The organism is Streptomyces sp. NRRL S-340 (genome assembly GCF_000720185.1).
Classification (GTDB): Bacteria; Actinomycetota; Actinomycetes; order Streptomycetales; family Streptomycetaceae; genus Streptomyces.
This window is the reverse complement of sequence record NZ_JOIY01000038.1, coordinates 26,905-40,541: the sequence shown is the minus strand read 5'-3', so window position 1 is coordinate 40,541 and position 13,637 is coordinate 26,905. Positions and strand designations below refer to the sequence as shown.

Sequence of the window (13,637 nt, the reverse complement as noted above, 5' to 3'; positions counted from 1 at the left end):
CGGGGCCGCCACCGGCCCCGCTCCCAGGGCCTGCCACCGGGCCCGGCCGGCGGGACCCCGGCCCCGGGTGTTCACGCCGATTCCACCCGGTGTGTGCACCCTGCGGGCGGGCGTTGTCACAGGCGCGTGCTCTCATGGGGACATGATCGAAGAGACGGAAACCATCGAAGAGTTTCTCGCGGACCGCTCGGCCGACGTGGAGGAGGCGGTCCGCAAGGCCGCCGCGGCCGAGATCATGCCCCGTTTCCGCAGGCTCGCGGAGCACGAGATCGACCAGAAGTCCGGTCCGCACGACCTGGTCACCGACGCCGACCGGCTCGCCGAGCGGTACCTGACCGACACGCTCGCCGCCCTGCTGCCCGGCTCCCTCGTGGTCGGCGAGGAGGCGGTGCACGCCGACCCGGCGGTGTACGGGGCGATAGGCGGTGACGCCCCGGTCTGGATCGTCGACCCGGTGGACGGCACCCGCCAGTTCGTCCACGGCGACCCCGGCTTCTGCACGCTGGTCGCCCTCACCCTGCGCGGGACGGTGCTGGCCTCCTGGACCTACGCGCCGGCCCTCGACCGGCTCGCCACGGCCGTACGCGGCCGCGGTGCCCGCCTCGACGGCGAACCGCTGCGCGCCGGCACGCCCGAGCCGGGCCGCGCCCTGCAAGTGGCCACCTCCCACCCCGACTACACGACCGACGCGCAAAAGCGCGCCCTGCACGGTCTGTGGACGGACGGGTTCGCGCCCCGCCCCTGCGGCTCGGCGGGCCTGGAGTACCTCGCCGTCGCCCGCGGCGAGTCGGACGCGACCGCGTTCACCTGGGAAGCGGCCTGGGACCACGCAGCGGGCCTGCTCCTCGTCGAGGAGGCGGGCGGCACCCATCTGACCCTCACCGGCGAGCCGTTCCGCATCACCGGCGGCAACGCCCTGCCGTTCACGGCCGCGAGGGACACGGCCACCGCCCGGCGGGTGACCGGCGTGCTCACGCCATCGGAGTGATCCGTACACCGGCCGCCCGGACCGTTCCCCTCCTCCCCGGGGGCCGAGCCGCCTGCCAAGGCCACCGGACGGCCGGTCCACAGGGACCGACCCGCAGGGACCGGCCCAGAGGCCGGGCACGCAGGGACCGGACCGTAGCGGCCGGATCGCAGAGGCCGAACCGTAGAGGCCGGATCGCAGCGGCCGGCTCGCAGGGACCGGACCGCAGGGACCGGTCCTCTGGCCGGTGACCACGGCGTCCGCCGGTCAGTGGCGCCACCGCCACCGCGCCACCCCGGGCAGTGGCCGCCGCACCCTTTGCCCGGGGCGCCCTGCGGTCCGGGGGGCCGGGCCGGCGGCATATCCTGGCCCGGACGACAGGTCCGCGTGGCCATCGGCTGACGAAGGGGTCCGAAGGTGCCGTCGATGCTCGATGTCGTGGTGGTGGGAGCGGGGCCGAACGGCCTGACCGCCGCCGTGGAGCTGGCCCGCCGCGGCTTCTCCACAGCCGTGTTCGAGGCCCGTGACACGGTCGGCGGCGGTGCCCGCACCGAGGAGCTGACCCTCCCCGGCTTCCGGCACGACCCGTGCTCCGCCGCCCACCCCCTCGCCGTCAACTCGCCCGCCTTCCGTGCCCTGCCCCTGGACCGCTACGGCCTGCGCTGGCTCCACCCCGAGCTGCCCATGGCCCACCCCTTCCCCGACGGCACCGCCGCCGTCCTGGCCCGCTCCGTCGCCGAGACGGCCGCATCGTTCGGACCGCGTGACGCCGGTGCGTACCGCAGGCTGGTCGAGCCGTTCCTGCCCCACTGGGACACCCTGGCCCGCGACTTCATGTCCCTGCCGCTGACCGCGCTGCCCCGCGACCCGGTGACCCTCGCCCGCTTCGGACTGGCCGGGCTGCCGCCCTCGACCTGGCTGACCCGCCGCTTCCGCGACGAGCGGGCCAAGACGCTCTTCGCCGGCCTCGTCGCCCACGTGATGGCCCCGCTCGGCGGCTTCGCCACCGGCGCCATCGGCCTGGTCTTCGCACTGGCGGCGCACGCCCGCGGCTGGCCGCTCGCCCGCGGCGGCTCGCAGGCGATCTCCGACGCCCTCGCCGGCTACCTCCAGGACCTCGGCGGTGCCGTGCACACCGACTACGAGGTCAAGCGCCTCGACGACCTGCCGCCCGCCCGGGCCTACGTCTTCGACACCTCGCCCACCGCCCTGGCCCGCATCGCGGGCCTCGGTCACTACTACGACTCGTTCCGGTACGGCCCCGGCGTCTTCAAGATCGACTACGCGCTGGACGGCCCCGTCCCGTGGACCGCCGAGGAGCCCCGCGTCGCCGGCACCGTGCAGATCGGCGCGGACAGCGCCGAGATCGGCACCGCGCTGCGCGCCGCCTCCCGCGAGGGCCGCGCACCCGACAGACCCTTCCTCATCACCGTCCAGCCCACCGTCGTCGACCCCACCCGGGCCCCCGCGGGCAAGCACGTCTTCTGGGCCTACGGCCATGTGCCGGCCGGCTGGGACGGCGACCTCACCGACGCCGTCGAACGCCAACTGGAGCGCTACGCGCCCGGGTTCCGCGACCGCGTCCTCGCCCGTGCCACCGCCGGGCCGGCCCAACTCGCCGCACGCAACGCCAACTACGTCGGCGGCGACATCGCCTCCGGCGCGGTCTCCGGACTCCAGATCCTGCTCCGGCCAAAGCTCACCCTGTTCCCGTACCACACCCCGCACCCGGCCGTCTTCATCTGCTCCTCGGCCACCCCGCCGGGTCCCGGGGTGCACGGCATGTCCGGACACAACGCCGCCAAGGCGGTCTGGAGGAGGCTGAGACAGACATGACCCACGCTTCCGGCGCCGCCCCCGGGCCCGCCATCACCCTGGTCCGCGGCGACATCACCCGTCAGCGCGCCGACGCCCTCGTCAACGCCGCCAACTCCTCCCTGCTCGGCGGAGGCGGTGTCGACGGCGCCATCCACCGACGCGGCGGGCCCGCCATCCTGGAGGAGTGCCGCGCGCTGCGCGCCTCCAGGTACGGCAAGGGCCTGCCCACCGGCCGGGCCGTCGCCACCACCGCGGGCGCGCTGGACGCCCGCTGGGTGATCCACACCGTCGGTCCGGTGTACCAGGGGCCGGGCAGCGACCCGTCCCCCCTGGCGTCCTGCTACCGCGAGTCCCTGCGGGTCGCCGACGAACTGGGCGCCCGTACGGTCGCCTTCCCGGCGATCTCCACCGGCGTCTACCGCTGGCCGCTCGACGACGCGGCCCGGGTCGCCGTCCGGGCGGTGCGGGAGACCAGGACCGCGGTCGAGGAGGTCAGGTTCGTCCTCTTCGACGAGCAGGCGTACCAGGCGTTCGCCGCGCGGCTCGGCTGACTCCCCGGCCGCCCGCGCCACCACCGGGGGCCCCGCGGGCGGTCCCGCTCCGGGTGGACCCCGCGTGTCCGCCGCCGCGGACGGCCGGCGAGGCACCATGATCTCCACGACGAGCGGTCCGCCGGCCCGGCACCGCGGGCCCGCCGCCCACGGACCGGCCGGCGACGAGCGGTCCGCCGCCCCCGGCCGGTGGCCCGCCGGCCCGCCTGCCGATCCTCCGAGGAGCTGTCCCGTGTCCAAGCCCCCGCTGCCCGCCGAGGCCGTCGCCCTGCTGCGCCGGCCCAACCCCTGCGTCATGGCCACCCTGCGCGCCGACGGCGCTCCGGTGTCCACCCCCACCTGGTACGTCTGGGACGACGACGGACACGTGCTGATCAGCCTGGACGAGGGCCGCGTACGCCTCAAGCACCTGCGCCGCGACCCCCGCGTCACCCTCACCGTTCTCGCCGGGGACGACTGGTACACGCACGTCACCCTGATCGGCCGGGTCACCGAACTGCGCGAGGACGAGCACCTCGCCGACATCGACCGCATCGCCCGGCACTACACCGGCGGACCCTACCCGGACCGGGTCCGGGCCCGGGTCAGTGCCCGGATCGAGGTCGACCGCTGGCACGGCTGGGGCGCGCTCAAGGACAGCGACCAGGCCTCCACCTGACCGGGCGGGCTTCCGGACCGGCCCGCTTCCACGACCGGCCCGGCCCCGTGACGGGCAGGGCTCCGCTACCGGCCCGCCCCCGCGACGGGCCGGCCTTCGCGACGGGACCCGTGACCGGCCGGCTCCAGCCCGTCCCTACTTCGGCGCCGACAGCCACGCGCCCAGCCAGTGGAAGGCCAGCGGGTAGGACGCCGCGAACGTGTGGTAGTTGTGCCCGCCGGTGGGCAGCAACTGGGTGCGTACCTGCACCGAGGACGCCGCCGACGCCGCCAGGAACTTCTCGATGGAGGCCGGCGGGCTGACCCGGTCCTGGCGCGAGGTGGCGAGGAACAGGCTGACCCGGGCCGTGGAACCGACGACGAGATCGGCCGGCGTGTTGGCCCGGCGCAGCTTGGGGTCGGGCAGGACCGCGTTGTCGCCGGTCAGCGGGTCGGGGTCGATGGCGGCACCCGCACCGAAGATCTTCGGGTACTGCAGCGGCAGTTTCGCGGCGCAGTACCCGCCGGTCGAGTAGCCCATCACGCCCCAGCCCCGACTCCCGTGCAGGGTACGGAACTTGTGCCGGACCAGGTCGGGGACGTCGTACGCCAGCCAGGTCGCCACCTTGCGGTCGGGAAGGTCGCTGCAGTCCGTGTCCACGCTGCCCGGGTCGATCACCGGCATCACCAGGATGAAGGGGTGCACCTTCCGCTGGTTCATCAGTTTCTCGAAGTCCCCGGGCATCCCGCCGTGCTCCAGCCAGGACTGCGGCGAACCGGGGACGCCGTGCATGAGGATCAGCACCGGGAACCGCTTCTTGCGGTAGGCGGGCTCCTTGTACTGCGGCGGCGTCCACACCAGGACCTGGCCCGACAGGGTCGAGCGGCTGCCGCGGAAGTACGTGTCGAGCACGCCGTCGCGCGTCCCGTGGTTGAACTTGGCGCGGCTCACCGGCGGGCCGGGCATCGCGTCCGCGTTCGCGCTGCTGGTCGTGCCCAGCAGGTCCTGCCAGGAGGCGTACAGCCCGTAGCTGTTGTTTATCCAGGTCGCCACCACGGTGATGGCGGTGAGCTGGCACAGGGCGATCATCGCGCCGTGCACCAGCCAGCGCACCGGTCGCGGCCCGCGCACCTTGGACCACACCGCGACCGTTCCGATCATCGCGAGGACCGTCGCGACGACGAGAACGAAGAAGAACGTCGCACCAGTCAGCGCCACGCGGCCACCTTCCCGTAGCGGCACGCCGCACCGGCGGCTGCCGTTCGAAAACCAAGAAGCCGGTGTGTCGACGGGCAGACCCTGCGAACACCCCAGCATCAACCAGGATGCAAAATGGGGAGCCCGGGTTGCCGATGCGCACACCGAAATACGGTGAAAAGTTCGCCAAGGCGATCCGGAGCCGCCCAGGACACGCAAGGGTCATGTCGGATTCCCGCCAGCGACCAGCCGGCGGATGCAGGATCCTGGACGCATGCAGAAGGGGATGCACACCGACCGTGCACGCTGTGTCCGCGCCGTCCAGTCCAAGGACGCACGATTCGACGGCTGGTTCTTCACCGCCGTCCTGACCACCCGCATCTACTGCCGGCCCAGCTGTCCCGCGGTGCCGCCCAAGCCGGAGAACATGACGTTCCTGCCGAGCGCGGCCTCCTGCCAGCAGGCCGGGTTCCGGGCGTGCAAACGCTGTCGCCCCGACACCAGTCCCGGCTCACCGGAGTGGAACCGGCGCGCCGACCTCGTGGCCCGCGCCATGCGGCTCATCGCCGACGGTGTCGTGGACCGCGACGGCGTCCCCGGCCTCGCCGCCCGCCTCGGCTACAGCACCCGCCAGATCGAACGCCAGCTCCTCGCCGAACTCGGCGCGGGCCCGCTCGCGCTCGCCCGCGCCCAGCGCGCCCAGACCGCCCGGCTGCTCATCGAGACCACCGCCCTGCCCATGGCGGAGATCGCCTTCGCCGCCGGCTTCGCCTCGATCCGCGCCTTCAACGACACCGTGCGCGAGGTCTTCGCGCTCACCCCCAGCGAGCTGCGCGGCCGCACGCCCAGACAGCCCGCCCCGGGCAGGGCGCACGCCGTCACGCCCGGCGCCCTCTTTCTCCGCCTCCCCTTCCGCGCCCCGCTCAACCCGGACAACCTCTTCGGCCACCTCGCGGCGACCGCCGTACCCGGCGTCGAGGAGTGGCGCGACGGCGCCTTCCGCCGCACGCTGCGCCTGCCCTACGGCCACGGCATCACCGCCCTCACCCCGCACCCGGACCACATCGCCTGCCGGCTCACCCTCAGCGACCTGCGCGACCTGCCCGTGGCCATCAGCCGCTGCCGCCGCATGCTCGACCTGGACGCCGACCCGGTCGCCGTCGACGACCAGCTGCGCGCCGACCCCGTCCTGGCCCCCCTGGTCGCCAAGGCCCCCGGCCGGCGTGTGCCGCGCACCGTCGACGAGGCCGAGTTCGCCGTCCGGGCCGTCCTCGGCCAGCAGGTCTCCACGGCCGCCGCCCGCACCCACGCCGCCCGCCTCGTCACCGCCCACGGCGAGCCGGTCGACGACCCCGACGGCGGCCTCACCCACCTCTTCCCCGTCCCCGAGGCGCTGGCCGCCGTCGACCCCGAGTCGCTGGCCATGCCCCGCAGCCGGCGCACCACCTTCACCACCCTCGTCCAGCGGCTGGCCGACCGCACCCTCCAGCTGGGGGTGGAGAGCGACTGGGCCCAGACCCGCGCCGACCTGCTGGCGCTGCCCGGTTTCGGCCCCTGGACCGCCGACGTCATCGCGATGCGCGCCCTCGGCGACCCCGATGCCTTCCTCCCCACCGACCTCGGCATCCGCCGCGCCGCCCGGGAACTGGGCCTGCCGTCCACCCCGGCCGCCCTCACCGCGCGTGCCGCGGCGTGGCGTCCCTGGCGGGCCTACGCCGTCCAGTACCTGTGGGCCACGGACAGCCACCCCATCAACTTCCTTCCCGTCTGAGGACGTTCGCCATGAAGCAGCACACCGTCATCGACAGCCCCTACGGCCCGCTCACGCTCGTCGCCGAGGACGGCGTCCTGTGCGGCCTGTACATGACCGACCAGCGCCACCGCCCGGCCCAGGAGACCTTCGGCGAGCCGCGGAGCGGCGCCTTCGCCGAGGCGGCGGAGCAGCTCGACGCGTACTTCGCGGGCCGCCGCCGGGAGTTCACCCTGCCGCTGCGCCTGACCGGCACCCCCTTCCAGCGCCGCGTGTGGGAGCAACTGCGCGCGATCCCCTACGGCGAGACCCGTACGTACGGTGAACTCGCCCATGCGCTCGGCAACCCCCAGGCCTCCCGCGCCGTCGGCCTGGCCAACGGCAAGAACCCCATCGGCATCATCGTCCCGTGCCACCGCGTGATCGGGGCGAACGGCAGCCTCACCGGCTACGGCGGCGGCCTGGCCCGCAAACGCCGGCTGCTCGACTTCGAACAGGGCGCCGGTCTCTTCTGAAGGTTCCGCCGGAACCTTCTAGAGGTGCGGGGCGCTCTCGTCGCGCAGCCGGCCGAGCAGGGCGGGCAGCGAGGTGCCGATGGGTTCGCGGATCACCTCGTCGGCGATGTCGTCGTACGGCGTCGGTTCGGCGTTGACGACGACGAGCCGGGCGCCGTGGTCGGCGGCGACCCGGGCGAGCCCGGCGGCGGGCTGCACTCGCAGGCTCGTCCCCACGGCGATGAACACCTGGCAGGCCTTGGCGATGGCGACCGCCTCACCCAGCACGACCGGGTCGAGACGCTCGCCGAACATCACGGTGGCGGACTTGAGGATGCCGCCGCACTCCCGGCAGGGCGGATCGTCCTCGCCGGCCTCGACCCGGGCGAGGGCGTCCTCCATGGGCCCGCGGACGTGACAGCCGGTGCACACGAAGCGACGTACCGTGCCGTGCAGTTCGACGACCTTGCGGGCGGGCATCCCGGCGAGCTGGTGCAGCCCGTCCACGTTCTGGGTGATCACGCGGACGGGCACCCCGGAGCGCTCCAGCTCGGCCACCGCCCGGTGCGCGGCGTTCGGCTCGGCCCCCAGCGTCCGGTTCTCGCGCCGCATCCGCCAGGACCGCCGCCGGATCTCCGGATCGCCCATGTAGTACTCGTAGGTCACGAGCTTCTCGGCCTCGGGGTCCTTGCGCCACAGCCCGTTCGGTCCGCGGTAGTCCGGGATGCCGGAGTCGGTGGAGACACCGGCTCCGCTGAGGAGGGCGATCAGGGGCTTGGCCATGGGTCCGAGGGTAGGACGGCCGGGCGGGACCGGCGAACCCTTGTCAGGGCTACGGGGCCGGCGGGGGAAGGGCCGGGGCGCGGTCAGCCCACGCGGTACCCGTTCTCCAGTTCCGCGGTGCCCGCGCCCTCGGTGAGGACGTCCAGGGCGGCCAGGACCCGCCGGCCCAGCGAGCCCGCCAGATGGGCGGTGAGGTCGTCGCGCGCCACCAGGCGCCAGGACAGCAGTTCCTCCTCCTGGAGCCGGATCGCCTTGAAGTCCTCGTCCGCGAGGACGCCGCCGTCGTAGAGGTACGCCACCAGCGGCGGGCGTCCGGTGCCGGGCACCCAGTCCACCGCGAGGAGCCGCCCGAGCGGGCGGTCGAGGCCGATCTCCTCCAGGGTCTCGCGGCGGGCGCCCTGGCGCGGGCTCTCCCCGGTGTCCGATTCGACCGTGCCGCCCGGCAGCGCCCAGCCGTCCCGGTAGTTCGGCTCGACGAGCAGCACCCGCCCCTGGGCGTCACGGAAGAGGGCGGCGGCACCGGCGAGCACACGGGGCAGGCCGGCGATGTAGGTGGCGTAGTCCGCAGTGGTCATCCAGGAAGGGTAAGGGCAACCGGGGGAGGGGCGGGCGCGGTCGCGGAGCTTCCCGGGAGGCCCGGCGCTCGCCGGGGCAGGTCCTTCCCGGGGCGGCCCGGTGCTGCTCGGGCTGCTGCCCGCTGAGGGTGCGCCGCTTCTCAGGGAGCGGGCGGGGCATGACGGCGGGGGCCGTCGCCGGTTATGGTCACAGCGGCGCGGCTGGCCCCCTGACGTGCGGGGCCCGGAGAGCAAGGGGATGCAAGGTGGCGGACGCTGCAGTGCACGGCACCCGCAGGGTGCTGGTTGCCGCGGACAAGTTCAAGGGCTCGCTGACGGCCGTGCAGGTCGCCGAGCGGGTGACGGCCGGGCTGCGCAGGGTCGTGCCGGACCTGGAGGTCGAGGCGCTGCCCGTGGCCGACGGCGGTGACGGCACCGTGGACGCGGCGGTCGCGGCCGGGTTCGAGCGCCGTGAGGTACGGGTCACCGGCCCCCTCGGCGACGAGGTGACGGCCGCGTTCGCGCTGCGCGGTGACACCGCGGTCGTGGAGATGGCCGAGGCCAGCGGGCTGCAGCGGCTTCCGGCCGGGGTCTTCGCGCCGCTGACGGCCTCCACGTACGGCTCGGGTGAGCTGCTGCGGGCCGCGCTGGAGGCGGGCGCGCGGACGATCGTGTTCGGGGTCGGCGGCAGCGCGACCACCGACGGCGGCGCGGGCATGCTCCGCGCGCTCGGCGCGCGGTTCCTGCGGGCCGACGGCGAGCCGGTCGCGCCCGGCGGCGGCGGTCTGGCGGACCTCGCCCACGCGGACCTGTCCGCGCTCGACCCGCGGCTCGCCGGGGTCGAGTTCGTGCTCGCCAGCGACGTGGACAACCCGCTGACCGGGCCCAAGGGTGCCGCGGCGGTCTACGGGCCGCAGAAGGGCGCCTCGCCCGAGGACGTCGAGACGCTGGACGCGGCCCTCGCGCACTACGCGAAGGTGCTGGAGGGGGCGCTCGGGGCCAGGGCCGCCGAGTACGCCGCCTCGCCGGGCGCCGGCGCCGCGGGCGGCATCGGGTACGGGGCGCTCATCCTCGGTGCCCGGTTCCGTGCCGGGATCGAGGTCATGCTCGACGTGCTCGGCTTCGCGCCGGCGCTTCAGCGGGCCTCCCTGGTGATCACCGGCGAGGGTTCGCTGGACGAGCAGACCCTGCACGGCAAGGCCCCGGCCGGGGTCGCCGCCGCCGCCCGCGCCGCGGACAAGGAGGTCGTCGCGGTGTGCGGACGGCTCGCGCTCGCCCCCGAGGTGCTGGGCCGGGCGGGGATCCGCCGGGCCTACGCGCTCACGGACATCGAGCCGGACGTCGCGAAGTGCATCGCGGACGCCGGGCCGATCCTGGAGCGGGTGGCCGAGCGCATCGGCGAGCACTTCCTGCGCTGACCCGGCCGGCCGTCGGCGGACGAACGGAAGGGCCCCGGAACCGTACGGTTCCGGGGCCCTTCCGTGTGCCGAGGGTCACGGGAGCTGCGCCGCCCGTGCCTCGCGCCGGTTGTCGCGGAAGTTGTTCACCCGGCGGGCCGTGGCGAACAGCGGGATCACCGCGCCCATCACCAGCTGGAGCGCGCAGCCGGTCTGCAGCAGCAGCTGACCGCTCGGGGCGTCGAAGGCCCAGGCGGCCAGCAGGCCCATCGACAGCACGATCCAGGAGAGCATCGCCACCGCGAGACGGCCGCGCGGCTTGGGGTACTCCACGCGGCTCACCATCAGCCACGCCGTGCCGAGGATCGCCAGCAGCGTCGCCACGAAGGGCAGCTCCAGCAGGACGACGGAGACCACCGTCAGCGCGCCGAACGGCGAGGGCATGCCCTGGAACACGCCGTCCTTCATCGTCACGCAGGAGAATCTCGCCAGCCGCAGGACGACCGCGAGGAGTACGACGATCGCGCCGAGCGCCGCCATCCGCTGGTGGGCGTCGTCGGCGACCATGCCGTAGACCAGCACGAAGTAGGCCGGGGCCAGGCCGAAGCTGATCAGGTCGGAGAGGTTGTCCAGCTCCGCTCCCATGGGGGAGGAGCGCAGCTTGCGCGCGACCAGCCCGTCGAACAGGTCGAAGACCGCCGCGCACAGCATCAGGATGACCGCCGTGGCGGCGCTGTGCCGGGCCATCCCCGACTCCTGGCTGCCGGTGAGGTGCGGGATCAGGATGCCGGTGGTGGTGAAGTACACCGCCATGAACCCGCACGTGGCGTTGCCCAGGGTGAGGGTGTCCGCTATCGACAGGCGCAGCGAGAGGGGCATCTCCTCCTCGTCGTCCATGTCGTCGGCCTCGGGTACCCAGCCGGCCTGGGTCTCGGGATCAATCACGGTCAATGCGAGTCACCCCAGCCACGGTCTTCTGGCCGACCTCGACCGCGACCTCCACGCCCTCGGGCAGGTAGAGGTCGACGCGCGAGCCGAAGCGGATCAGACCGATCCGGTCGCCCTGCTCGACCTTGGTGCCCGACGGGAGATAGGGGACGATGCGGCGGGCCACCGCGCCGGCGATCTGGATCATCTCGATGTCGCCGAGCTCGGTGTCGAAGTGCCAGACGACCCGCTCGTTGTTCTCGCTCTCCTTGTTGAACGCCGGAACGAACCCGCCGGGAACGTGCTCGACCGACGTGACCGTGCCGGAGAGCGGGGCGCGGTTGACGTGGACGTTCAGCGGGCTCATGAAGATCGCGACGCGGGTGCGGCCGTCCTTCCACGGCATGATGCTCTGCACCACACCGTCGGCGGGCGAGATGACCCGGCCCGGGGTGATCTCGCGCTCGGGGTCGCGGAAGAACCACAGCATCCCCGCCGCGAGCGCGGTGGCGGGGACGGCTACTGCCTTGGCCACGCCCGAGCGGCGGGCGCGGACCAGGCTGACGGCTGCGGTGGCGACGGTCGGCAGAAGCCACGGCGATGCTCCGCGCGCGAGGCGTACGCCGGCGAGGCTGTCGCGAGGTGCAGAGGTTTGGCTGTGGGGCATGGATGACCTTCGTAGCGGATGATGCCGCGCTCTCGACGGGGGACGGCGGCTTTCCGCGATCGTAGCGGTTAAGGGCCACAACTGGGTAAGCCGGGAAGCCGAGTCGGCGGCCGAAGACCGCTGACGGGGTGTGATCTTCTTCTCGGAGAAAACACCCCGTATGCGGACATTCAGCCTTGGAACCGATACTCCTCGAGCAGTCGGCGGCCGATGATCATTTTCTGGATCTCGGCGGTACCTTCACCGATGAGCAGCATCGGGGCCTCGCGGTAGAGGCGCTCGATCTCGTACTCCTTCGAGAAGCCGTAGCCGCCGTGGATGCGGAAGGCGTCCTCGACGACCTCCTTGCAGTATTCGGAGGCCAGGTACTTCGCCATGCCCGCCTCAAGGTCATTGCGCTGGCCGGAATCCTTCTTCCGGGCCGCGTTCACCATCATGGCATGAGCGGCCTCGACCTTGGTGGCCATCTCCGCCAGTTTGAACTGAATGGCCTGGTGCTGGGCGATCGGCTTGCCGAAGGTGTGCCGCTGCTGCGCGTAGCGCACGCCCAGCTCGAAGGCGCGCTGGGCGACGCCGCAGCCGCGGGCCGCCACGTTCACCCGGCCGACCTCGACCCCGTCCATCATCTGGTAGAAGCCGCGGCCGGTGACCCCGCCGAGCACCCGGTCGGCCGGAACCCGCAGGCCGTCCATGATCAGCTCGGTGGTGTCGACGCCCTTGTAGCCCATCTTGTCGATCTTGCCGGGGATGGTCAGACCGGGCCGCACCTCACCGAAGCCGGGCTCCTTCTCCACCAGGAAGGTCGTCATCGACTTGTGCGGGGCCGTCCCCTGCGGGTGACCCTCGTCACTGCGGACCAGCACCGCGACCAGCGAGGACGTGCCGCCGTTGGTCAGCCACATCTTCTGGCCGGTCAGGACGTACTCCTCGCCGTCCCGCACCGCCTTCGAGGTGATCGCCGACACGTCCGAGCCCAGGGCCGGCTCCGACATCGAGAAGGCGCCCCGGACCTCGCCCAGGGCCATCCTCGGCAGGAAGTGGTCCTTCTGCTCCTGCGTGCCGTGCTGCTTGAGCATGTACGCGACGATGAAGTGGGTGTTGATGATGCCGGACACCGACATCCAGCCGCGCGCGATCTCCTCCACGCACAGCGCGTACGTCAGCAGCGACTCGCCCAGCCCCCCGTACTCCTCGGGGATCATCAGACCGAACAGGCCCAGCTCCTTGAGGCCGTCCACGATCTGCTGCGGGTACTCGTCGCGGTGCTCCAGCTCGGTCGCGACCGGGATGATCTCCTTGTCGACGAAGTCCCGCACGGTGGAGACGATCTCCTGCTGGACATCGGTGAGACCGTGGGTCTGGGCGAGACGGCTCATCTACTTCTTCCCCTGTTCCTCGGGTTCGGGGCGGCCCGGCTGCTCGCCGCCGCGCTCCTTGATGTACGTCCCGGTCGGCACCATCACCTTGCGGCGGAAGACGCACACCAGTGTGCCGTCCTGCTTGTAGCCCCGGGTCTCGACGTGCACGATGCCGCGGTCGTTCTTGGACTTCGACGGCCACTTGTCCAGCACGGTCGTCTCGCCGTACAGGGTGTCGCCGTGGAAGGTCGGCGCCACGTGCCTGAGCGATTCGATCTCCAGATTGGCGATCGCCTTGCCGGACACGTCGGGGACGCTCATGCCGAGCAGCAGGGAGTAGATGTAGTTCCCGACCACCACGTTCTTGCCGAAGTCCGTCGTCTCCCCGGCGTAGTGCGCGTCCAGGTGGAGCGGGTGGTGGTTCATGGTGAGGAGGCAGAAGAGGTGGTCGTCGTACTCCGTGACCGTCTTGCCGGGCCAGTGCTTGTAGACCGCGCCGACCTCGAACTCCTCGTAGGTGCGTCCGAACTGCATGGC

At 72.9% G+C, this 13,637-nt stretch carries 14 protein-coding genes; 7 read left to right on the top strand and 7 right to left on the bottom strand.

The genetic code is table 11. The features are described 5' to 3' along the window. Positions 1-142: 142 nt before the first annotated feature. The 4 genes from IG64_RS27765 to IG64_RS27750 all read left to right on the top strand — a co-directional run bounded on the left by IG64_RS27765 (position 143) and on the right by IG64_RS27750 (position 3,994). Positions 143-988: an inositol monophosphatase family protein gene (locus IG64_RS27765; protein ID WP_037861147.1), complete on the top strand. Its 846-nt coding sequence runs from the start codon at positions 143-145 to the stop codon at positions 986-988. Positions 989-1,393: 405 nt separating this feature from the next. Continuing rightward, a complete protein-coding gene (locus IG64_RS27760; RefSeq protein ID WP_037861146.1) occupies positions 1,394-2,803 on the top strand; it encodes a phytoene desaturase family protein in 1,410 nt (469 codons plus the stop codon). Beyond that, a complete protein-coding gene (locus tag IG64_RS27755; protein WP_051813401.1) occupies positions 2,800-3,336 on the top strand; it encodes an O-acetyl-ADP-ribose deacetylase in 537 nt (178 codons plus the stop codon). Before IG64_RS27760 ends, IG64_RS27755 begins: the two co-directional genes overlap by 4 nt. A 232-nt stretch (positions 3,337-3,568) precedes the next feature. Beyond that, the gene (locus IG64_RS27750) at positions 3,569-3,994 is read left to right on the top strand and encodes a PPOX class F420-dependent oxidoreductase (RefSeq protein WP_037861145.1); all 426 of its coding nucleotides are present in this window, start codon (positions 3,569-3,571) and stop codon (positions 3,992-3,994) included. A gap of 135 nt (positions 3,995-4,129) precedes the next feature. Here IG64_RS27750 and IG64_RS27745 read toward each other — a convergent pair whose 3' ends face one another. Continuing rightward, a complete protein-coding gene (locus IG64_RS27745; protein WP_037861143.1) occupies positions 4,130-5,191 on the bottom strand; it encodes an alpha/beta hydrolase in 1,062 nt (353 codons plus the stop codon). Positions 5,192-5,444: 253 nt separating this feature from the next. Between IG64_RS27745 and IG64_RS27740 the strand changes: the two genes are divergently transcribed. After that, positions 5,445-6,941 (top strand): AlkA N-terminal domain-containing protein, encoded by a 1,497-nt coding sequence (locus IG64_RS27740; protein WP_324609593.1) that lies wholly within the window; start codon positions 5,445-5,447, stop codon positions 6,939-6,941. An 11-nt stretch (positions 6,942-6,952) separates the two neighbouring features. Then, positions 6,953-7,435, top strand: coding sequence for a methylated-DNA--[protein]-cysteine S-methyltransferase (locus IG64_RS27735; RefSeq protein WP_037861141.1), 483 nt, complete (start codon positions 6,953-6,955; stop codon positions 7,433-7,435). A gap of 18 nt (positions 7,436-7,453) precedes the next feature. On the opposite strand, the gene IG64_RS27730 is transcribed toward IG64_RS27735, so the two are convergent. Both IG64_RS27730 and IG64_RS27725 read right to left on the bottom strand, forming a co-directional pair. Beyond that, positions 7,454-8,197, bottom strand: a complete 744-nt coding sequence (locus tag IG64_RS27730; RefSeq protein ID WP_037861139.1) for an SIR2 family NAD-dependent protein deacylase — start codon at positions 8,195-8,197, stop codon at positions 7,454-7,456. 83 nt (positions 8,198-8,280) lie between these two features. After that, entirely contained in the window at positions 8,281-8,772 is a 492-nt protein-coding gene (locus IG64_RS27725; protein ID WP_037861137.1) for an NUDIX domain-containing protein, read from the bottom strand. Between the two features lie 278 nt (positions 8,773-9,050). Here IG64_RS27725 and IG64_RS27720 point away from each other — a divergent pair, with 278 nt between their 5' ends. After that, entirely contained in the window at positions 9,051-10,169 is a 1,119-nt protein-coding gene (locus tag IG64_RS27720; RefSeq protein ID WP_037861187.1) for a glycerate kinase, read from the top strand. 75 nt (positions 10,170-10,244) lie between these two features. Here IG64_RS27720 and pssA read toward each other — a convergent pair whose 3' ends face one another. The 4 genes from pssA to IG64_RS27700 form a co-directional block, all read right to left on the bottom strand. Continuing rightward, entirely contained in the window at positions 10,245-11,045 is an 801-nt protein-coding gene (pssA, locus tag IG64_RS27715; RefSeq protein WP_037861186.1) for a CDP-diacylglycerol--serine O-phosphatidyltransferase, read from the bottom strand. Positions 11,046-11,085: 40 nt separating this feature from the next. Beyond that, positions 11,086-11,742 (bottom strand): phosphatidylserine decarboxylase, encoded by a 657-nt coding sequence (locus tag IG64_RS27710; RefSeq protein ID WP_078884257.1) that lies wholly within the window; start codon positions 11,740-11,742, stop codon positions 11,086-11,088. 170 nt (positions 11,743-11,912) lie between these two features. Then, a complete protein-coding gene (locus tag IG64_RS27705; RefSeq protein ID WP_037861135.1) occupies positions 11,913-13,118 on the bottom strand; it encodes an acyl-CoA dehydrogenase family protein in 1,206 nt (401 codons plus the stop codon). Beyond that, positions 13,119-13,634, bottom strand: a complete 516-nt coding sequence (locus tag IG64_RS27700) for a MaoC family dehydratase (RefSeq protein ID WP_037861133.1) — start codon at positions 13,632-13,634, stop codon at positions 13,119-13,121. Positions 13,635-13,637: the final 3 nt, after the last annotated feature.